Genomic DNA, 21,601 nt, shown 5'->3' on the forward strand with positions numbered 1-21,601 from the left:
CCCGTAAGTCTCGCTGGAGTGTCCTGTCAGCGAGGGGTGACGGTTGGGGCACAGTGGGATCTCCGCCATTGCAGGTACTGGTCCGGGCGGTTGGTGATTATTCCGTCAACGCCCCACGACGTTGCGGCTTGCCAGTCACCTTCATAGTCGACTGTCCAGACGAACGTCTTGACCCCGGCTGCCTTGAGCTGGTCCACCACCGAAGGCCGGGCCGAGAGTCTCTTGAAGCTCACCGCATACGCAGTGAGAGAGAATTTTCTGGCCGTCGCCACGGGATCGGCATCGAGGTTGTCCCGGAGCAAGGCGACCTTGAATTTGTACGGTGAGGAAGCCGCGTACCGCACCACGGTCTCGTCGAAGGACTGGACCATCGTGCGTTCGGTCATTCCGGCCTCGGAGACCAGTCTGAGAGCGTGATTCACGTCTGCGGGCGTTTGTGGCCCCTTTATTTCCAGGAGGAGCTGGGCGGACCTGACTTTGGGTGAGGACAGCACCTGTTCGAGGGTGGGGACGCGTCCTCCGCCCTTCATCGTCAGCTTGGATATCTCTGCTGCCGTGAGCTGATCAATGCGTCCCGTACCATCGGTCATCCTGTCCACGGTCTCGTCGTGCATGATGACCGGTTGGCCGTCCTTGGTGAACTGCACATCAGTTTCGACCCAGTCCGCACCGCGGTCAATCGCCGTCTCCAGCGAGGCGACTGTATTCTCCGTGGCGATCTTCGGGGCACCACGATGTCCGACAGTCTGAATATGCGAGCAATCTACGAGAGCGGTCTCCGCGGAGATGCGAACGTCGTCGATTGTTCCGGCGAAGTATTCCTGCCAGGTGCTCTTGTAGAAGAGTCGACCGATTTGCAGTCCGCCATTTGCCCGCCACGGAGTCGTGAATTTCGTCGACTCCTGGAGCTCACCGTTCACGGACAGCGATACCGTCTGATTGGCCGCATCGTACACGCCAACCAGCTGTGTCCAGACACCCGTCTGTGCTGCGTCCTTGCTTATCGAGCGGACGATCGGTGTGTCGTCGGTATCCTTGGCGTGGCGATTGAAGATCCATTTGTCGTAGTACTTGGAGTAGTACAGCTGAAACCCGCTGGCGTGGTCACCAGCCTGGGAAAGGAACGTGTAATTGCGGTCCTTGTCGTCGAGCCTGACCCAGGCCGACACCGAGAACGACTTGGTGGTGTCCACCACCGGTCCGGCCGTGGCCGCGTATGCGGATGTTCCGTTCAGCTTCAACGCGGTGCCGATCTTGCCTTCGGCGCCCAGTTCGGCTCCGCCGCCGGCCAGGGTCGCCACCGGCCCTGCACCCTTGCCTCCACTGACGCGTGCGCTACCAGATTCCTCATCCAGCGAGAAAGAGGCCAGCTCTTGCAGGTGTGCTGGAAGGGCGCCACGAGCGATGGCGGTGGCGTCGTCCGGTGTTATGGCCGACTGCGCGATCCGAACATCGTCGATGAGGCCGTGTGCGTTTTCCTGCCAGGTGCTCTTGTAGAAGAGTCGACCGATTTGCAGTCCGCCATTTGCCCGCCATGGAGTCGTGAATTTCGTCGACTCCTGAAGCTTGCCGTTCACGAACAGAGATACCGTCTGATGGCTCGCGTCATAGGAACCGGCCAGATGGGTCCAGGCGCCTGGCTGCGCGGCTTCCGCGCTTGCTGCCCGAGTGATCTCGGTGTCATTCGTGTCAGTGGAGTGCCGGTTGAAGATCCATTTGTCGTAGTACTTGGAGTAGTACAGCTGAAATCCGCTGGCGTGGTCACCGGCCTGAGAAAGGAACGTGTAATTGCGGTCCTTGTCGTCGAGCCTGACCCAGGCCGACACCGAGAACGACTTGGTGGTGTCCACCACCGGACCGGGCGTCGCCGCATACGCCGATGGCCCGTTCAAACGCAGTGCAGTGCCGGACTTGCCGACAGCACCCAACTCGGCACCGCCACCCAGTCGCGCGGAAAACTCCCTGGCTGCGCCCCCCGACACCCGCCGTGAACCAGCTCCCTCATTCAGGGTGAAATTCGCATTCTCGGCCAAGGATGTCATCTCAGCGGCGGGGGATCGCGCACTAGATGATGCCGCTAACCAGCCACTCGATACCGTCATCCACAGGATTGCGGCAAGTGCCGTTATCAACATCAATGGCAGTATGAAGCCGCCACGCAGTTTCATTTCGGAACCTCACTAATTGAGCGAACCAATACACAGGGGGCTCCACCTCGACAATAATCAGGGGTTGGCCCGGTAGGATCCGCCGGGCCAACCCCGGTGTGAAGGTGATTCACCGACCGCTAGTTCTTGATGCGGAGACCATCGTTGATGATTTCGCCAGCCTCGACGGACCGGTCCCAGATGCGGATGTTGTCGATGGTTCCGGCGAAGTTCTCCTGCCAGGTGCCCTTATAGAAGAGTCGGCCGATCTGAAGAGCACTGCCGGCCCGCCAAGGGGAGGTGAAGTCGACTGCCGTCTGCGGCTCGCCGTTGACGAACAACTGGATCTTCTTGGCTGCCGCGTCATACACGCCGGTCAGCTGGGTCCAGACACCCGTCTGTGCTGCGTCCTTGCTTATCGAGCGGACGATCGGCGTGTCGTCGGTGTCCGTGGTGTGCCGGTTGAAGAGCCACTTGTCGTAGTACTTGGAGTAGTACAGCTGAAACCCGCTGGCGTGGTCACCGGCCTGAGAAAGGAACGTGTAATTGCGGTCCTTGTTGTCGAGCCTGACCCAGGCCGACACCGAGAACGACTTGGTGGTGTCCACCACCGGTCCAGCCGTGGCCGCGTACGCTGACGTCCCGTTCAGCTTCAACGCGGTGCCGATCTTGCCTTCGGCGCCCAGTTCGGCTCCGCCGCCGGCCAGGGTCGCCACCGGCCCTGCGCCCTTGCCTCCGCTGACGCTTGCGCTACCTGATTCCTCATCCAGCGGGAAGGAGGCCAGTTCCTGTAGATGCGCGGGCACACTGCCACCTGCGATCACCGCGACATCGGCTGGCTCGACTGCCGACTGCACAACTCGCACATCATCGATGCGACCGCGGGTGTTCTCCTGCCAGGTGCCCTTGTAGTGCAGCCGGCCGATCTGCAGACCGCCATTTGCCCGCCACGGCGTGGTGAACTGCACCGACTGCTGCAACTCACCGTTCACGAACAACGACAGCGTCTGCTTGGCCGCATCGTACGAACCGGCCAGATGGGTCCACACACCTGACTCTGCGGCATTCTTGCTCATCGCGCGGATGATGCCCGTGTCGTCGGTGTCCTTGGCGTGCCGGTTGAAGAGCCACTTGTCGTAGTACTTGGAGTAGTACAGCTGAAACCCGCTGGCGTTGCTTCCCGCCTGCGACAGGAAGGTGTAATTGCGGTCCTTGTCGTCGAGCCTGACCCAGGCCGACACTGAGAACGACTTGGTGGTGTCCACCACCGGTCCAGCCGTGGCCGCGTACGCTGACGTCCCGTTCAGCTTCAACGCAGTGCCGATCTTGCCCGCAACACCCAGCTCGGCACCGCCGCCCAACCGAGCAGCAAACTCCTCGGGTACGCCACCCGACACACGCCGCGAACCGGCATCCTCATCCAGGACGAACCGCGCCTTCCCGCTGAAGGTGCTGCCGTCCAGCCATGGGATGATGTTGTCGGTGCGGGCCGCGATCGCACTGTCACCCTGTCCAGCCTGGCCCAAGCAGCCGCCGTGAACGGCACGGCTCTGTACAGCCGCGATACGACCGTTCGCGTCGAGGATCGGACCTCCGGCGTCACCCTTGCACACCAGGCCCCCGGTCAGCTTCAGAGTGGTGTCGGTGGTGCTGCTCTGGGCCACGTTGCTGTGATGCGGGCTGTTGGGCACCCACGTGGTGTCGGTACGACCGAATCCCGCGGCGACCAGCGATGCTCCAGTAGGGGCACTTCCAGCCAGCGTGGCGGGGGTGATGCCAGTGACTGGGGTGGCCAGGCGGGCAAGCAGCACGTCCCGGTCGCTACGCGGTATCAAGTAATCGATCTTCACTGGGGCCTGCCCGGCGAATGAGGCTGTGGCGTCGAGCATAGGAGCCGCTGCGGCTCGCATCGGCTTGGCCGGATTGTCTGCGAAACAGCTTGCCGCAGTCAGCACCCACGTCCTGTCGACCAGAGCACCCGTACAGCTCCGCCCGCCTTCGTACCCCGGCTTGTTCACGGTGACGCGAGCCAGCCAGGGACGGGCGGCATCGCCGGACAACATCGACGCCGGCTTGCCCTGGCCGACGCTGATCTCGACCAGGAGGTGCTCGCGGCGCTGGGGGTCGGTGGATTCACCGACCGGCGTCCACTCGTCCTTGTCGTTCTTGGGGACCTCGACCTCGCGCTTCTCGTTGTCCGGTGTGGTGAGGGTGAGGCGCGCGGCGTGGTCGGTGCTGCCCTTGACGGCGAATACGGCCGGGATCTCCAGGGCTAGATAGCCGGAGCCGCCGGTGATGCGGAAGCAGGTCTTTCCCTTCCGCGACTGCACCTCCATCAGGTCCGTAGAGCTGCCGCACTCGGCGAGGGTGATGTGGCCGTCGCCGCGCTTGAGTGTGATCCCCTTCTCTTCCTTGAGCTTGTCACCGTCCGGGTAGGTGAAGTCCTCGATGGCATAGCCGGGCTGATCGTCCGCCACCGTCATCATCGGTGCTCGGGCTGTGGACCCATGGGAGGTGGTGGTGGCGATGACCACGGCCGCGCAGGCCGCCGCCGTCGCACCCGTGACGGTGACCCGCCGTAAGAGCTTCATGCAAGGTCCTTGTGTGAAAGGTGAGCTGAGTCGCGCCCGCCCGTTCCAGGACACACACCGTCAAGTGCGGTGTGGTGCGGGCACGGAGAGGCAAAATACAAACACGGGCGCGTATCTCACACCACCCCAATAAACCTGCATAATTCGGATATCGGGGCGCATAAAGGCTTTGTAGCCTTTCTCACGCCTTCACAGCGTGCACACAGGTAGCCAACGTGCCCTTTACCTACATATGGTCACGAGACGCTCGGTTGTGACCCTTGTGCAACTCGCGTACCACTACCGGGACATACCGGCGATGACCACAGCATGAACTTGTCTGGCGGCGTGCCGCCGCATGTGGGCTGCCGCCAGGCGCCATCGGATAGGACCACCTTGGACACCACCTATTGGAGCAGGCGGCGCCTACTGGCTGCTTTAGCAGTCACCACTGCTGCCGCCACCACCTCAAGCCTCGTCCTCAACCCCATAGCCGCCCGAGCTGACACCCCGTCGGCCGACGGCGATGACGGTGACCCATTCGCTCTGCCTGACACCGACCGGGCGAAGGCTGTCAAGGCGTGGATGCTGGGTGGCAGGGCCGCCCGCGCCGCGGCTGAAGCGGCGCTGATCGGCTCCGACACCGACATCCAGACCTTCCTGACCGTCGAACTCCCCAAGGCCACGGCTGAGGACAACCGCATCGCCGTCGCCACCTCCCTCGCGGGTGGCGGTAAAGGCACCCGCCGCGAGGCGTCCAGAGCACTGGATGGCGGCGACGACACCATCGCCGACTACCTCAAGGGCGGCTTCAAGGCCGGCATCATGGAAGACCTGCGGGTGGCCACCGCGACCGTGATGGCCTCGGGTGCCAAGGCCGTACGCCGCGACGGCAGTACCGCCCTCACTACAGACACCCAAGAAGCGCTCGAGGAGTACCTCACAGAAGGCCAGTACACCGCCCGTCTGGAAGACATGCGTGTCGAGGTATCCACTCTGATGGTGCAAGCGGGCCCAGAGGTGAAGAAGTACGCCTCCCGAGCCCTGTCCGGTACCGCCACCGACGTCGAATGGTTCCTGGACACCGGCCAGCACATCGCCCGCGCCCGCGACCAGGAAGCTGCGACGATCGAGGAACTCGTCGCGCTCGTCGAACGCGAAGGCAAGAAGGCTGACGCCAAGACAAAGCAGGCCGAGGAGGCCGCCGCCCGTGCTGTGGAGGCGGCTCAGGAGGCCAAGGAGGCAGCAGAAAACGCTGCATCCGAGGCCAAGGCGGCTCAGGAAGATGTCGTCATGTCCGGCAAGGCGGCCCGCAAGGCAGCAGGTGCCGCGCAGGGAGCAGCCGACTCCGCCCGTGTCGCCATCCGCGCCTCTCACGCCGCCGTCCAAGCGTCCCGCCGCGCCGCCTACGCTGCTACCGCCGCGAGCCAGGCCGCAGCCGCCGCTGGATCTGCCGCCGCCAAGGCGTACAGCGCTGCAATCGCCGCATCCAAGGACGCTTCCAAGGCATCCGGCGCCAAGGACGCGGCCGTTGCCGCCCGCAATGCCGCAGCCAAGGCCCGCAGCGCGGCAAAGGCCGCCGACTATGCCGCCACCGCCTCGGCCCAGGCCGCGAGCGCCGGGTCCGCAGCCGCGTCGGCAGCCCGTAATGCGGCCGCTGCCGCGAACGCTTCCGCCGCAGCGGCCGCCTCCGCAGGCAAGGCGCAAGCCCAGGCAGCGGAAGCCAAGCGACAGGCACGGATCGCGAGCGCCAACGCCTCCATCGCCACCAATGCTGCTGGCACAGCACAGGCTTTGGCGAACACAGCAGCGAAGGCAGCCCGTACCGCACGCGACGCTGCGAACAGCGCGGCCGACCACGCGGAGAAGTCCGCGGAGGCCGCCGAATGGGCTGCCAAGTACGCGGGCCAGGCCGTCGAGTACGCGAAGAAATCCTCCGAGTTCGCCAACGAAGCCACCAAGGCCGCCAACACCGCCACTGATGCCGTCAACCAGGCGATAGAGGTGGAGAAGCAGGCCCGAGAGGCCGAGTGGCAGCGCCTGGACGAGGACAGGAAGCAGGCGATGGAAGAGGCCCGCCTGCTCGCGGAGATCGAAGAGCAGGAGAGAGCGGACCTTGCCGAGAGACGTACGCAGTCCGAGCAGGCCGACAAGGCCACCAAGGACCTCATCTCCAAGGCCGAGTCAGCGCAGAAGGCGGGCGACACGGGACTCGCCGCCACCCTCGGGCGCAAGGCGGCCATCGCCCTGATGGACTCCCGCGGCTCCTGGTCGCGCGAGGCCGCACGGTTCGCCCTGTCCGGCACGGACGCGGACATCCATGCCTGGATCGACACCGACCGGCAGATCGCGCAGAGGCAGGACGACCGAGAGACCGTCCTGTACATCGCTCAGACCTCCGCCCCGGACGTTGCCGATGCCGCGGCCAAGGCGCTGGAGAGCGACGCCCCGGACGCCGCCACGAAGTTCCTCGACACCGGCGTCATCGAGGCCGCTGCGACGGACAACCGCGTCGCGGTCTCCCTCGTTCTGGCGAACCACCCCGGCAGCGCGGTGAAAAAGGCAGCGAACGACGCGATGAACGCCGGAACCGCCAAGGCCCTCTACGAATTCCTCAGCACCGGATATGAGTCGGCACAGCGGGAGGACGACGCGGTCGCTGCCGCCACCCTCATCGCCACGGCAGGCCCGTACACCAAAGCCCACGCCCAGGCCGCGCTGGAAGGCCCGGCATGGATGCGCCGCAACTTCCTTGCCTCGGTCCAGTTCAAGACCGCACAGCTCGATCACGACGCCGCCAGCCACATCGCCGGCGTCCAAGGCGCCATCGCCGCCGCTGCGAAGATCGCGCACAAGGCGCAGGAGGATGCCGCGCGTGCCCAGGAGGCGGCGGCGAGAGCCCGCGACGCAGCCACAGACGCAGTGAAGTGGGCGGATAAGGCGAAGAATTCCGCCCAGCAGGCCGCCCAGTCCGCCAAGCAGGCGGACGCGAACGCGGACGCCGCCGAGAAGTCGGCCAAGGACGCACAAGCCTCGGCCGACAGGGCGAAGCAGGCAGCCGCCACCGCCCGTACGGCCGCGCGCTCGGCGAACTACTCAGCCAACCGCGCTGTGGATGCCGCGCGCCGCGCGGTGTCCTCCGCCAACTCGGCTCAGGTGTCGGCCTCTTCCGCGCGTAGCTCTGCAATCCAGGCCGGCAAGGACGCGAAGACGGCGGCCGACGCCGCAACCCAAGCGCACCACATCGCCACCGTCAAACGGCAGGCAGAAGCAGCAGTGGCGGCCAGGAAAGCCGCCGAGGAAGCGCGTAAGGCCAAGACAGCCGGCAAGAATCCAGCCGACACGCCCGAAAACGACACGGTCAAGCTGCTCAAGGACATCTACCGATGGTGGAAGGGGGAGATGCGATGGCTGGCGGACGTTACCAACTGGGCCAGCATCGGAACCGGATTCATCTCGGCCCTTCTCGGCGTCGGCGGCCTGGCGGTCGGCATGTTCTTTCCACCAGCCGTTCCCTTCGTGGAAGCTGCCGCCACCGGGTTCGGGTACGCCTCACTCGCCTTTGCCGGGCTGAACACGCTGTACACCGGAGCCGGGTACGGTTTCACGAGTGGCGAGTTCAAGTCATCCTTGGCAAGCACCGCGCTAGGAGTGCTCACCTTCGGCCAGTCCAAGTGGATCGGTGCTCTCGGCGGCACTAAGGTCGCCACGAAGATCACGCAGTTCGGACACGATCTCATATCACCGGTTACCGGCCTGTTGGGATCTCTTGGATTCTGAATAGATACGACATAGGACTCGCATCACGGGCTGGCGCAACACCCGCCAGCCCGTGATGCGCTGCCGAAAGGACCTGCCGTGCTCGCGCAGCTTCCCCTCGTCTACCTGCTACTCATGGCAGCTTTCGCAACCTTCATATTCTGTCTGGCCATAGACAAGTGGATGAAGGCGCGCAAACTGACAGTCGTGCTTCTCATCCTCTCCGTCGGATGCTGCCTCGGAATGATGGCAGTAGGAAGTATCCAGTATCAGCACTGGAATGCTCGACAGATGCTGGTTCTGTACTCCTTCGCTTGGACCGGACTCACCATAGGCCTTCTTCCGGCCGGAAAACTCTTCCGCAAGTACGGCGAAGAAATGCGCCGAGGTGTAAAGCGAGACAAATACGAGTACCCTGCGTGGGCTGTCGCGACCCCGATCATTTCGGTCAGCCTCATGTGCATACTGGCATTCGTGCTCGCGACATGACCGCACGCCGTAAGCGCCGTGCAGCCAGGTGGATTTCAATCAGCGACGGGGTTCGGTGGTGGCCAGCGCGAATGCGGGGAAGCATGATCGTTTGGTCGGCCGGCCGCCGCCCCGGGCGGTGCCGGGGCGGCGGCCGGGTCAGGTAGTGGCGGCGAGGGCCGCGGTGGCGGCTTTCCCGATGGCGATGGCGGCCTGGGCCGGGTCGGTGAGTTCCAGCAAAGTGGTACCGGGCAGGGGGCGGGGGTCGGGGTCGAACGCGAGCCACAGCACCGCGCACCCTGCTCGTCGAAGGGCGGTGATGCGCTCGGCGGCGCGGGCGGCCTCGTCGGGGCGGTAGCAGCCGTCGGAGGCGATGGCCAGCAGGCGGCCCGCCCCCGGGCGGTCGAGGTCGAGCCCGGCGGTCAGGGCGTCGGTGGCCTCGGCGAGGCTGTGGTCCGCTCCCTTGGCTTTGAACTGGGTGACGCGGGCGGGGGTACGTCCGGGGGCGGTGATGGCGGTGATCGAGCGGTGGTAGGCGACGGTGGCGGTGCGGGAGTCGGGGTCGGTCAGGGCAGTGGCTTTGGCAAGGATCCAGGCGGCCGAGGCCATGGGGGCGGTGGCGCGGTGCATGGAGCCGGAGACGTCGACGGCGATGCCGACCCGGAGGGGTGGGGTGGGGGTGGGGCGGTGGAGGGTGCGGGTCCAGGGGGTTGCGGTGGGGGTGGCGCCTGCGGCGCGTTGGGCGTCCCGGGCCAGCGCCTGGCGCATGTTGAGGCGTCCGGGCGGGGCGGCGGAGGCGGTGACGGTGGTGGTGCGTTCGCGGTAGGCGGCGGCCCGCAGTGCCCGGGCCAGCCGTCCGGCCGCCGCTTTCTCTCCTGCTTCCGGCGCCCGGGTTCCGGTCACCGGCGAACGGTCGCGGCCTTTGCCGGGTGCGTCGGGGGTGAAAGGGCGCCCGTTGGAGGAGAAGACCTTCTGGGCGGTCTTCGCCGCCTGCCGTGCCTGGGCGGCCTGACTCGCCTTGGCCTGTGCGCGGGCCGCGCGTGCGGCGGCGACCTTGGCTTCGACGGCGGCCTGGGCGGCCTCGTTCGCCTGCACCTGGGCGACCACCTTGCCGATGACTTCGGCCAGCACGCCCACGCGGCCGCTGGTCGGGCCCGGCGGCGGGGGTGCGCCGGTGGGGGCGGCGCCCAGGGCCTGGCACCAGGCGCGGGCGTGGTCCATCATTGCCGCCCCGTCCGCGTCGCCGGTGGCGTGCGCTGCGGTCCAGATGTCGGCGAGGGATTTCAGGAGTTCGGGGCCGAGGATGCCGGTGAGGGTGTGCTCCAGGGTGTGGGTTTCGTCCGGGGCGAGGATTCCGGCGTCGCGGCGGGCGAGGAGCAACCCGGCCGCGAGGGCGGCCTGCCAACGGTCGGAGGGGGCAGTGCTGGCGAAGTCGTTCAGGATCAATGTGCGGATGGCGGCGCGTAGGTAGCGGCGGTCACTGGGGCGGCGGCCCAGGTGTGCGCGTTCGGCACGGGACTCCTCCAGGATTTGCCCGGCCTCATCGAGGGCGGTGCCGCGCAGTGGGGGTGGGGTGTGCCAGTGGCTGTGGGCGGCGTGCGCGGCTTCGTGGACGAAGGCTCCCCAGGCGGCGGGGTAGCGGTCTTCGTCGCCGGGCCGGGCGGGGCGGATGGTGGCCGGATGCAGCGGGGCGAAGAGGGCGGTGTCGATCTCCAGTTGGGCGAGGGTGGGGTAGAAGGCAGCGGGGGCACCAGAGCGGGTGCCGTCCTCGCAGGTGACGAGAATGTCTTCACGGCCGGTCAGTTCCGGAAGCCGGGCGCTGAGGGCAGCGGCGATCCGCAGCCACTGGACACGGTGCGTGCTGGGGCGCACTTCGGCGAGGCTACCGCCGTCGTCCTCCCAGCGAGCGGCGGCCCGTTCTGACTCCGACAGAGCGGGCGGGACGGGCGGGACGTGGTTGTGCAACTGCGCAGACATGACTGGGAATCCCTTCGAGGGCGGGTTGAGGGGTGGCGTTTGTGGTTGGCCCGGGGTGAACCCTGCGGGGCCCGGCGCGTGGCCGGGCCCGGCGGCGGTTAGAGCTGGCGGCCCAGGGCGAGGGCGGTGACCGGGCGGCCGAGGGCTTTGGTGACGATCTCGGCGACCACATCGCGGTCTTCCAGGGGTGCGATGCCGACCAGGTTGGCGAAGGCGGCCTCGGTGCCCAGGACATCGGCGATCTTCTGGAACGCGATCAACTCGCGCAGTTGGGGTGCCCAGCCGACTTCGCCTGCCTGTTGGCTGGTGGCCAGGTGGCGTGCGATGCGGACCGCCGTGCGGTTGATCTTCAAGCAGGCGGCCAGGTCGTAATCGGAGCCGACTTGGATCTGCACGCTGAACCGGGAGGCCAGCGCCTCGGTCAGCACAGCCCCGTGCACGCCCGGGTTGTGACCGGCGATCACGTAGAAGCCATCGGCGGCGGTGATCGTCTCGCCCTTGTGCGCCTTGACCTGGATCTGACGGCGCCCGTCCATCGCCGGGTAGAGGGCGGCCAGGACTTTGGGGGAGATCAGTGTGGCGTCGTCCAGGAGGAGGGCGCGCCCTTCCTGCATGGCGGTGACCAGGGGGCCATAGATGAATTCGTAGCCGCCGCTGGTGTCCTGGGTGTATTCGCCGATGAGGTCGCCGACGGTGGTGTCCCCGTCCCCGGCCACTGTGATCAGGTCCGGGAAGGCCGCCTCGATCAGCGAGGTCTTCCCCGTCCCCGGAGGCCCGTACAGCAACACCGCAACCCCCGCCTCGCGCAGCCTGCGCAACGCTTCCACGTCCGGGAGTTGGGCCAGGGCCCTGGGGTGATATCGCTGTCCGTTCGGGCGCATGATGGGCAGCGGCCTTCCTGAACGGGAAGCTGGTACGTGCACGGCTTTCGCCGAGGGTGGGTTGGGGCGAGATTGGGGCACTGCCGGTGCGGGGCCGGGCGGGTTGGTTGGGGCGCTTTGGGCGGCGGCAGTGGTCTTGGGCGTGGCCCGGTATCGGCGGGGGTGGGAACCCACCAACTCGGCCTCGCCCCGAGCCACCAGCGTGGCGCAGGCGTTGCCGACGGCTCCTCCTGAATGCCCCAGCGTCTTCGCCAGTTCCATGACGCTGAAGTCTGAACTGGGCTGGCCTGCCAGGACCTTCGCGACCCTGGCTCGCAACTCACCGGGGCGGGTCTTCGGCGGTACGGGTGGGTTTGCACGGACTGTGGGTGTGGTCGGCGGGTGAGGGTGGTGTGGGGGCGGTGTTGTCACAGGTGGCTCCGGTCATGGTCGCTGGGGGGCAGCGGCAGTCGGTTACTTGTCTGTGGGGGGTGCCTGGCGCGGCACGGTCGGGTGTCGGGGTGGCTGCGGCGGGCGGGGCATGGGCTCGATCGGGCGTCTGGGCCGGGGGATGCGGGGAATCACGGGCGCGTTGTCGTCAAACGCAGGGCACATGGACTTGCTCCGTCTTTTCAGGCGTAGGTGGGGAGGTAGGCGGCGGCTTTCAGGCAGCGGGGCGCCAGAATTGGTTTTGGCCGCACTTCACCCGCGCGCGGATATCCTCCGCGAAGGAGTTTGCGGGTTTCCTCGTTCCCATTTCCCGGGAACAATTCAAATATAGCTCGACCCGAATTCCAGCTGAAGCCAGATTCGGCTTGATAATGCTGGACTTCTCGCGAATTCACGACGGGAATTCAGGGGAATTCTGAGACGCGCGACGCGAAGCGTCGTGGTTCGCTGGATTGGCGACCATTTCCCAGGCGCCTGCATGTGGCGGCCCCCGGCGCGGCCCCCGGCGCGGCCCCCGGCGCGGCCCCCGGCGCGGCCCCCGGCGCGGCCCCCGGCGCGGCCCCCGGCGCGGCCCCGGCGCGGCCCCCGGCGCGGCCCCCGGCGCGGCCCCCGGCGCGGCCCCCGGCGCGGCCCCGGCGCGGCCCCCGGCGCGGCCCCCGGCGCGGCCCCCGGCGCGGCCCCCGGCGCGGCGGCACCCTCGGCTACGCCTGGGCGCCGCCGCGCCTCGCAGGTGCTCGGAGCTATGCAGTTCCGGGTCCAGGCCCGTAGGAAGGTGTCCGCGGACGGTTAGAGGTATGGAAGATCGCGCGGCCGGCTGCCGGCATGCGCGCGGGGTTCACGGGCGGCCGGGCCTGTCACAAGTAGATCGGGATGCATAACTGCACCGATATACAGTCGCCCTCGCCCGCGGGTGGCTCGCTGGGGCCCTGACCTGCGGCTACGGGACCGGCGGGGGCGTCGCTTCCAAGCGCGTACACGGGCGCGACGGCGGAATCGACGCCTGGAACGGCGGGGGGAGCGCCATCGCGCCTCTCACGCAGGCCGTGAGGCTCGCAGCGGTAGTGAGCTGCGGCTTTACCCCATCTGCCGGGAGTGGGGCCTGGGTGTGATGAGGGCTTGGGTGGCCGGGTCGGGTGTGAGGCCGAGTTCGGCGAGGTGGCGTTCGAGACGGGTGTAGGAGTGTCGGGCGGCGTCGTGGCGGCCGGCGGCCTGGTAGAGGCGGATGGCGTGTTGAGTCAGCCGCTCGTGGTCCGGGTGAAGGGTTGCCAGGTGCTCCAAGAGCGGCAGGACGACGTCTCGGTGTTGCGGCTCGGCCGTGGCGTATTCGGCTTGGCGGGCCAGGCGGAGAGCGGCGTCGGTGGCCTGCGTCGTGAGGTGTTCCCGAATCGCGTCAGCCCACAGATAGTCAGTGCCATGCGCGAAGGGGCCGCGGTAGTGGGCCATGGCCTCCCCTACAGCAGACAAGGCGTCATGTGCTGAATCCGTCGTTGCAGAGAAAGCTTTCCTGAGGATGCGGGTGAAATCCGCGAGGTCGGTTTCTACGAGTTCCGGGTGGAGTTTATGGAGTTCTCCCTGACGGAGGATGAATTCCTGTGTGGTGATTCCGGTTGCTGTGCGCAGGGCGCGTCGTACGGCGCGGCGGAGGTTTTTCAGTGCGTTCTGCTCGTTGTCCGGGTCGAGTTGGAGTTTGTCGGCAATGTCGGCGGCCAGGAGTCCGGTGGGGTGGGCGGCGAGCAGGGCGAGGAATTCGTGGACTTCGGGCCGCAGGTTGGTGCCGACGGGATCTTCGTGACCGCGGGCGTAGAGCGTGACGGGGCCGAGGACGTGAAGGCGAACGGGCTTGGTCTGTTGCGGACGAGAGGGGGCGGTGGCGTGCAGGTCGGCAGGGGGCGGTTCGCTCTCCGAGTCGTCGGCGGGGTCGGCTGGTGGCTGGCTGTCGCGCGAGGGTGGGCGTTGGTCGGGGAGGATGCGCAGGTGGGGGCGCTGGCCGTGAGCGCCGAGGAGGACCTCGGTCATGTCGTGGCCCGCGTCGGGTGTGAGGTGGAACAGCTCCAGCTGACTGGGGTGTTGGAGGTGTGCGTCGGGTCGGGTGGTGGTGCCGTCGGCGGCGATGTTCCAGTGCTCGGCTTCAGGCAGTGGGGTGTTGAGGGTGAGCACGATCAGGACGCCGGGTCGACTGCGGGTCGCCAGGGCCTGGACCTGTCCGAGGTGGGCGGCGTCCGGCGTGGCCAGCAGGAGCAGGGCGCCGGGTTCGGTCTCGTCGGCACTGCCCGATGTTGCTGGGCCGGTCGTCGGCGTATCGCGGTCGTGCTGTGCACGGGCGTGGATAACCAGGTGTTGTTCGGCAATACGGACCGCGTGTGCGGTGTCGGTGGTCTGGGTCACCGCGCTGAACTGCCGCGGCAGGCCAGGCAGCAGGCAGTCGGCGAGGTCTTGCGGGACAACGGCCTTGACTTGGGGAGCGGCGGGGCGTTGGCGTTCGGCGGCGGTGAGGACGCCGGTCAGCAGCGCGCGGGCGGCGTCCTCGGCTCCGGGGCCGGTCCAGGTGCAGCCGCCGGTGGTGGCCAGAACGTCGAGGGGCACCTCGCTGTTGTCGCTTACCCCGATGGTCACCGTGTCTGCAGTGCAGGGTTGTTGGGGTGGGGTACGGCGGGTAATCAGGGCTTCGGGGTCGCGGGGACGGCGGGGTTGTGCGGCGGCGTGTGCGGCTTGTGCGGCCTTGTCGACCAGGGGGCTGAGAGCGGGTGCCTGCGTGTCCGGTTCACGCCGGCGGCGCTGGTGGACGTACCAGTAGCGCCGCGCGGCCAGAAGACCTGCCGCCACAGTGATGCCGATCAGGCTCGCCTCCCCGAACCCGATGGCGGCCGGTCCCGGCGCTGCCGTCGCCTCTTCCTTGCGGCCCGAGGCGGCGTCGTCCTGGCGTGGTGTGGAGAGGACGTGCCGGCCGGTGGCAGGTCCCTGGTCGGGGGCTGGCCGGGGCGGCGCCGGTGAGGCGGATGGGGACTTCGATACGGAATCCGGCGTGGGGCCGTCGGGAGCGACGGTGGTTGCCGGCGAAGCGGAGTGGTTACTGACAGGGAGGGTCAGCCGCCAGCCGGCCTGGAGCGTGTCCGGGTCGTCGAGCTGGGCACCGTCGCTTTGCACACGGTCCTTGTTGAGGGCGTAGATCCGTGGCCATTTGAGCGCGTCACCGAGGTGCGCCGCGGCGATGTCCCACAGTGTGTCACCTTCCACCACCGTGTACTCGATGTGCCGCACCGCTTCGGCGCTGGCGTGAGGCCCGTTGGCCTTCGGCCGGGACATCGCCGCCGAGGTTGCGGCGCCGGTGGTGGCTTGCTGCACCAGCGCGGGGTGGAGCGGGGCTGTCGCGGTGATCCGGTGCGGGGCCTCGTTCGCGAAAGGGGGCTGCTGGGCGGCGGCCGGCGCGGGGCGCCAGAGGCTGAGCAGAGCGACGACAAGAGTGCCGATGCACAGCGCGGCCAGCGAGCCCTTGAGAGACAGGTCGGCCACGTGGTCGCGGTGAGCGCGTCGGTCGTGCAGCAGTTGTGGGAGGTGCGCGGTGTACCAGCAGACTTCACGGATCACGGTGAAGGCGAAGGCGGCCCAGCACACCCAGCCGACCATGGCCAGCAGGTCGATGACCAGGGGATCGCTGATCGGCTGTGCGAGCCGCTCGCCCAGCTCGTGCCAGGAGTGGACACTGTCGGGCCAGGGGATGCCGACCGCCTGCCACAGCACGTAAGGCATCCCGGCCAGCAGGGCGAGGGTGAGGGCGAGGGTGCCCAGGGCCGTGACGGCCGCGGTCAGGCGCTGGCGTAGTGCAACTTGGTGGGTCATGGCCGGGTGGCCTCCGCGGCGGACGTGGTGAACGGACTTTAGGGGGTGGCGCGTTCGGCGTGCGAGGTGGCGGTCGCGTGCAGGGTGAGGGTGCGCAGGCCGACCAGTTGCAGGATCTGGGGGTGGTAGCGGTGGGTGACGTGGACGGTGACGGCGTTCCCCCTCACCATCGCGCTGCCGCTGTCTCCGGCGGAGGCGACATGGGCGCGGGCGGCGCGGGCGGCTTCGGCACGCACGAGCCGGACCTCGTCGTGGTGGCGCAGCTGTCCGACGTCGAGCTGCTGGGCACCGCTCCGCGCGGCCTCCTGCGCCACATCCAGCGCCCGGGCCTTGCCAGCCAGGGCCAAGCCCCCATCCACGACAATCCCGGCGAACAGCCACAGCGCAGCGACGACGCCGACAACGAACGCCGTGGCCTGACCCCGGTCATCACCTTGTACGAACCCGGCGCGAACGCAGGCCAAATGCCTTCGGACACGTGTCTTCACGATGCTTTGCCCCTGAAGGTGTCTACTACGGAGAAGGCCGTGCCAGCCAGGCGTACGTGGCCAGGCATCCCGGTGCCGGTGAGATCTGCCAGGCCGGCGGTGCAGGAGACCTTCGCCGAGACGTTGGCACCCGGGATGAGGCCACCGGTCGTGACGCCGATGCTCGGATGTGTGCAGTTGGCGTGCACTTCTTTGAGCGCCGTCGTCGCGGCGCGGTGGGCCTGGGTGCGGGCGGCGCGTTCGGTGCGGGCCAGGGAAGCGGCACGGGCGGCCTGATGAGCGGCATCCGCCACCACCAGGCGTGCGTCAGCGAGCCGCCCAAGCCCCACCACGACGAGCAACACCATCACCAACAACGGGATGACCAGCACCAGCTCCACCGACGCCGAACCCCGATCGCGCTCTTCACACACTGAAGCCCCCTGAACCCTCATGGCCGATGCCCAGTGGGGCTGGTGAGGCGTTCGGTGGGACCGGAAGCAGTGCCAGACGCGCGCAGACTCAGGCCGGGCACCACAGCTATGGCCTTTCCGCGGACTCGCACAGTGGTCTGCACGGTGGTGCGGTCGACCGTCACGGAGGGGACGGTCAGGACCCTGCTGCCCAGCGCTGCGAGGCTGCGCCGGGCCTGTGCCCGGCCCTCGGCAGCGGTCCCGTCCTTCGTGCGGGCAGCGGCCAGAGCCCGCCCGGCGGCGTACTGGGCGATGTGCCGCGCATGCCAGACGAGCGCAAATTGCACCACCAGCATGGCCAGGAGCAGCAGCACCGGAACGACCAGCACCAGCTGGGTAGTCGCCGCTCCGCGGTCGTCACGCACCCCACGTGGCATAGCGGTCGCCTCTACCCGAGGTCGATCGACTTGGCCTTGGCCGTGACCTTGGCAACGATGATGCCCACCACGCTGAGCGCCAGGATGACCAGCAGGGCGGTGATCAGGACGGTCTCGGTGGTGTAGCCGGCGTCCCCACGGGTGTGCTCGCGCACCTTGGCCAGGTGAGCCCGCAGCAGACGGGTCAGGAAGTTCACGTCGAACATGACTGGACTGTCGTCTTTCTCTTCGTTCTCGTACGGTTCGGAAAGGGGCTTTCAGGTCACAGACAGCACGTGGGCCAGGGCCGGGTACCCGATCAGCAACAGGAAGGCGCCGAACAGCCCCACCACGGGCAGCGACATCTGCTCGGTGGCCGCTTGCGCCGCCCCGTCAGCCTCGGAGACCCTGCGCCGTCGCATCGCCCGTGCCTTCGCCCCCAGCGAGCTGCGGACTTTCGCTCCCTCACTGCCCGCCAGGCTCAGCGTCGAGGAGAGTTCCACCAGGTCGGAAACGTCCAGCTGCCGGCCGAGATCGCCCAGGTGAGTCCATGGGCTGGTGCGGGTGAGCTGGGCGACATGCAGGGCGTGGCGCAAGGCGCCGGCTGCCCAGCCTTGCGGTGCGGCGATGGCCTGGGTGAGCGCCTGCTGGACGCCGGCGCCGCCCGCGAGGGCGATCACGGTCAGGTCCAGGACGAGGCTGAGGGTATGTCGCATCTCCCGGCGTCGCCGCTCCGCCTGCCGCCGCAGAGCCAAGTCCGGGACGAAGAACAGCACCGCCGCCAAAGCGAGGGAGCCAGCCAGCGGCACCCACCACCCGGCCGCGACGCCCGCCCCCAGGCGCAGCAGCAGGACCACGGTCCACGGCGCGACGAGCCCGGTCATCGCGCAGGCCGCCTTTCCCGCCAGATGCTGCTCCTCGTCCGTCCCGCACACGGCCAGGTCCGCGCGCAACGAGCGAGTGGGGAAGCCGAGCGCCCGCACCAGCGGCACGGCCCGCCGCCCCAACCGGGTCGCCCACTCCATTTCCTCCGCATCGCGTGTCGGCGAATGCACAGGCTCCACAGGTGCGTTGACGGCAGTGAGGACATCGGCGAGCGCGGGTCTGGGAGGACGCAGGCCGTAGACGAGGGTGGTGATTCCGGCGCCGAACAGCGCGCCGAGCAGCATGACGATCACAGTTGGCCTCCCGGTGCGACACCCGTGCCGGCGAGTGCGGTGGGGTTGATCAGGCGGACGGGTTCGTCGATGCGGCCAATGGCGGACAGGTAGGTGAAGCTGGCGGCGAACAAGCCCCCCACCGCTGCCAGAACCGCCTGCCCCGTCCACGTGTTGAACGGATCCAGGAACGGGCGGTTGAAGACCACCATCCCCACCGCCATCCCCAGCGTGACGATGACGGTGACGTGCACGCCGGTCCGTACGCTCGCGCGGCCGGCGTCGATGCGCTGCCGCATGGCCACCTGCTCCCGCACCGACTCCGCGAGCTCGCCCAGCAGCGGCGCCAACTGGCCCGCCTGCTGCTCGGCCGCCATGACCAGCGCGGCCACCACCACATCCGCCAGCGGATCGTCCACCTCTGCGGCGAATGCCCTCAGCGCCGTGGGCAGCGAACGGCCCGAGCGGACAGTCGCAGCCAGCGTCCGCATCTCGTACTCAAGAGCGGTGGGCGCAATGTCGGCGGTCGCCAGTACGGCTTGCTCCAGGCCGGCCGCGGCGGAGAGGGTGTCGCGCAGCATCTCCGTCCACGCGGCCAGCGCTTCCATCCGCTCCGTCCGCCTGGCCGCCGCGCGGTCCGGGCCGAGCAGTCCAGGCAAGGTCAGCACGGCGACCGTGGTCAGCACCGCCGCCACCGGCCATCCTGTCAACGCGCCCACAACCAACCCGACCGTCACTGCGATCGCGAAGCGCCGGGTCGTCCAGTCAGCAGGCAGCCGCCCGAGCAGCCGATGTCTGAGCCCGGGCTGCTCCTCCCGCACGGATCGCCGTACGACGCCGTAACCGATCGCCACAAAGCCAAGCCCGCACAAGGTCCCGAACGCGACTGCAACCGCCGTGACGGTGCCGGCACCCCAGTTGGACGCGGTCATCCTGTCGCTCCCCACCACGGCGCTTCGGCCGCCTGCGGCTCAAGCCCGGCCACCACCAAGTCGTTGAGGGTCTCCGTCCGCAACGGGGTAGCGGGAACAGCCCGCCCGTCCGGGCCGGGGCGGTAGACCTCGTTCGAGACGATCTGGGCCCCGTCGGCGTCGACGACCTCCCGCACCGAGTCGACCGCCCGCCGCCCGGCCGTATCCCAGCCCAGGTGCACTACGAAGTGGACCGCAGAGGCAACCATCAGGTTCGTCGCCTCCAACGACAACCGCTCCGGAGCCTGCGCCGCGTAGGAGGCAAGTTTGGTGAACACCCCGCGCGAAGTGGAGGCATGGATGGTCGACAGGGAGCCGTCGTTGCCCTGCGACATGGCGTTGCACATCGGGATGACCTCGGCTCCACGGATCTCCCCGACGATGACCCGGTCCGGGGACATCCGAAGCCCCCAACGCACCAGCTCCGCCTGGTCGATACCGCCCTGCCCCTCGATATTCGGCTCCCGCGCCTGCATCGCCACCACATTCGGATGCGCCACCGGATCGGCGTCCAGACCGAGCTCGAAAGTGTCCTCGATCGTCACCAGCCGCTCCATGGGCGGAATCTCGTGAGCAAAGGCCCGCAACACCGTGGTCTTGCCGACATTGGTCCCGCCGCCGATCACGATGTTCTTCCGCGCCCGCACCAGCGCCGTCAAGAACCCGGCCAACTGCTGATCACACACGCCCAGCCGCACCAGCTCAGCCATCGACGCCGCTGGGAAGCGATGGCGGCGGATCGTCAGCGACACCCGTCCCGTGACCGCCATAACAGCGAAGAGGCGAGATCCATCTGGGAGTTGCAGGTTCAACCGGGGCATTCCCCGGTCGAAGCGACGCTCTTCGTCGCCCGTACTGGCCGCAAGGGTGCGCACAAGCTCCACCAGCTCGGCATCCGAGGCCGCCACCGCACTCTCGCGGCGCCACGTGCCGGAGGCATCCTTGACCCAGACGACATCGCAGCCATTGATGCAGATGTTCTCCAGCGTGGTGTCCGCCAGAAGCCGCTCCAAGCGCCCCGTTCCGAACAGCGCATCCGTGACCGCCTGGGTAACCCGATCCTCGACAGCCGCATCGACGACCCGACTGCCGTAGGATAGGGCCAGGCGGCGCTGGGCCCCCAGTTCCTCGGCCAGCAGACGATCCACAGTGGACCGGCGCGCCGCCTCGGTCTCCGCCGGCAACCCGGCTGCCTCGCGCTCACCGGCATACTCCGCCAGGCGCGCTGCCACCCGCTGGCGCACCAGCAGCACCAATTCCTGTTCGTCCTGGGCCGGTACTACGCCCGGCGGCATCAGCGTTTCGCCCATGAGGGCTTCCCTCCATCACCCAGGGAAGGCACCGGATCCCGCCGACTGTGACCGTCCGCCTGAACCTCGGTCTGGCTTTCCCCACAGTCGGCCAGCTGCCTCGCCAGCACCCGCACCGCCCTCATCAAGGGCGACGCCCGGAAGCCTGTCGTCCGCAACGCTCCCCGACGCGGGCGGTTCATCGCCGCCACCGCCTTGGCATCCCACGGCAGGAAGACCACCCGCTCGATACCGAGAGCCCCCGTGATCTCCTCGGCCGGATACGGACACGGCCCGACAACAGCCAACGTCAACCGCTCGGCAAACGCCTCAGCTCCCAGCCCGTACGCGGAGACATGCGTCAGTGACTCCGCACCGCCCCGCGCCACCAGGACCACATGATCAGCCGCCCGCAGCAGTGGCTCCACGTCGGTTCCGATCCGCCCAACGTCCAACAGCGCCGTGCCCTGGACGCCCTCCTCGCCCAACAGCACGCCACGACCGTCTTCACTAGCCAGCAACCGCACCGCTTCCGTGCACGGGCGGCGCCCTGGCACGGCAGCCACCACCCGTACTCTGAAGGGCAGTTCGCTCACCGCTCCCAGCAGGGAGCCGGGATGCGGCTTCCCCACCGCAGCTGCCACGTCCAGCAGCGAAGGCGCCGGCGGCAGCCCGAAGCGCATCATCAGATCCCCACCAGACCCGTCCGCCTCCACCATCACCGGCCGGACCCCGCCATCCGCCTCACGTGGCCACACGGCGGTGAGCGCCAGCGCAGCCGTCGTCACCCCGGGGGCACCCGAGACCGACCCGATCACCA

The 21,601-nt window shown here is 68.1% G+C and carries 15 protein-coding genes; 2 read left to right on the plus strand and 13 right to left on the minus strand.

The window, feature by feature from the left end; all coding sequences use genetic code 11:
• Window positions 1-26: 26 nt before the first annotated feature.
• Together K2224_RS01275 and K2224_RS01280 are read right to left on the minus strand one after the other, a co-directional pair.
• The gene (locus tag K2224_RS01275) at window positions 27-2,033 is read right to left on the minus strand and encodes a LamG-like jellyroll fold domain-containing protein (RefSeq protein ID WP_221904778.1); all 2,007 of its coding nucleotides are present in this window, start codon (window positions 2,031-2,033) and stop codon (window positions 27-29) included.
• Window positions 2,034-2,287: 254 nt separating this feature from the next.
• Window positions 2,288-4,738: a LamG-like jellyroll fold domain-containing protein gene (locus tag K2224_RS01280; RefSeq protein ID WP_221904780.1), complete on the minus strand. Its 2,451-nt coding sequence runs from the start codon at window positions 4,736-4,738 to the stop codon at window positions 2,288-2,290.
• A 375-nt stretch (window positions 4,739-5,113) separates the two neighbouring features.
• Here K2224_RS01280 and K2224_RS01285 point away from each other — a divergent pair, with 375 nt between their 5' ends.
• Complete coding sequence (locus K2224_RS01285; protein WP_221904785.1) at window positions 5,114-8,497, plus strand: hypothetical protein; 3,384 nt, start codon at window positions 5,114-5,116, stop codon at window positions 8,495-8,497.
• A gap of 78 nt (window positions 8,498-8,575) precedes the next feature.
• A complete protein-coding gene (locus K2224_RS01290; protein ID WP_221904791.1) occupies window positions 8,576-8,965 on the plus strand; it encodes a hypothetical protein in 390 nt (129 codons plus the stop codon).
• A 138-nt stretch (window positions 8,966-9,103) separates the two neighbouring features.
• Here K2224_RS01290 and K2224_RS01295 read toward each other — a convergent pair whose 3' ends face one another.
• The 11 genes from K2224_RS01295 to K2224_RS01345 form a co-directional block, all read right to left on the minus strand.
• Entirely contained in the window at window positions 9,104-10,921 is a 1,818-nt protein-coding gene (locus tag K2224_RS01295; protein WP_221904792.1) for a VWA domain-containing protein, read from the minus strand.
• 98 nt (window positions 10,922-11,019) lie between these two features.
• On the minus strand, window positions 11,020-12,063 hold the full coding sequence (locus tag K2224_RS01300) for an AAA family ATPase (protein WP_221904794.1): 1,044 nt from the start codon (window positions 12,061-12,063) through the stop codon (window positions 11,020-11,022).
• Window positions 12,064-13,305: 1,242 nt separating this feature from the next.
• Window positions 13,306-16,068 carry a BTAD domain-containing putative transcriptional regulator gene (locus K2224_RS01305; protein WP_221904795.1) on the minus strand — a complete coding sequence of 921 codons (2,763 nt, stop codon included), beginning with the start codon at window positions 16,066-16,068 and terminating at the stop codon, window positions 13,306-13,308.
• Window positions 16,069-16,106: 38 nt separating this feature from the next.
• Window positions 16,107-16,556, minus strand: coding sequence for a Tad domain-containing protein (locus K2224_RS01310; protein ID WP_221904797.1), 450 nt, complete (start codon window positions 16,554-16,556; stop codon window positions 16,107-16,109).
• Window positions 16,553-16,936 (minus strand): TadE/TadG family type IV pilus assembly protein, encoded by a 384-nt coding sequence (locus tag K2224_RS01315; protein WP_221904799.1) that lies wholly within the window; start codon window positions 16,934-16,936, stop codon window positions 16,553-16,555. Before K2224_RS01315 ends, K2224_RS01310 begins: the two co-directional genes overlap by 4 nt.
• 50 nt (window positions 16,937-16,986) lie before the next feature.
• Window positions 16,987-17,385, minus strand: coding sequence for a TadE/TadG family type IV pilus assembly protein (locus K2224_RS01320; RefSeq protein WP_221904801.1), 399 nt, complete (start codon window positions 17,383-17,385; stop codon window positions 16,987-16,989).
• 11 nt (window positions 17,386-17,396) lie between these two features.
• Window positions 17,397-17,591 (minus strand): hypothetical protein, encoded by a 195-nt coding sequence (locus K2224_RS01325; RefSeq protein ID WP_221904803.1) that lies wholly within the window; start codon window positions 17,589-17,591, stop codon window positions 17,397-17,399.
• 51 nt (window positions 17,592-17,642) lie between these two features.
• Window positions 17,643-18,542, minus strand: a complete 900-nt coding sequence (locus tag K2224_RS01330) for a type II secretion system F family protein (protein ID WP_221904804.1) — start codon at window positions 18,540-18,542, stop codon at window positions 17,643-17,645.
• On the minus strand, window positions 18,539-19,453 hold the full coding sequence (locus tag K2224_RS01335) for a type II secretion system F family protein (RefSeq protein WP_221904806.1): 915 nt from the start codon (window positions 19,451-19,453) through the stop codon (window positions 18,539-18,541). Before K2224_RS01335 ends, K2224_RS01330 begins: the two co-directional genes overlap by 4 nt.
• A complete protein-coding gene (locus tag K2224_RS01340) occupies window positions 19,450-20,802 on the minus strand; it encodes a CpaF family protein (protein ID WP_221904807.1) in 1,353 nt (450 codons plus the stop codon). Before K2224_RS01340 ends, K2224_RS01335 begins: the two co-directional genes overlap by 4 nt.
• Window positions 20,787-21,599: a hypothetical protein gene (locus K2224_RS01345; RefSeq protein WP_260692279.1), complete on the minus strand. Its 813-nt coding sequence runs from the start codon at window positions 21,597-21,599 to the stop codon at window positions 20,787-20,789. The genes K2224_RS01340 and K2224_RS01345 overlap by 16 nt, the downstream gene beginning before the upstream one ends.
• Window positions 21,600-21,601: the final 2 nt, after the last annotated feature.

Origin of the sequence: Streptomyces sp. BHT-5-2, assembly GCF_019774615.1 — a bacterium.
GTDB lineage: Bacteria > Actinomycetota > Actinomycetes > Streptomycetales > Streptomycetaceae > Streptomyces.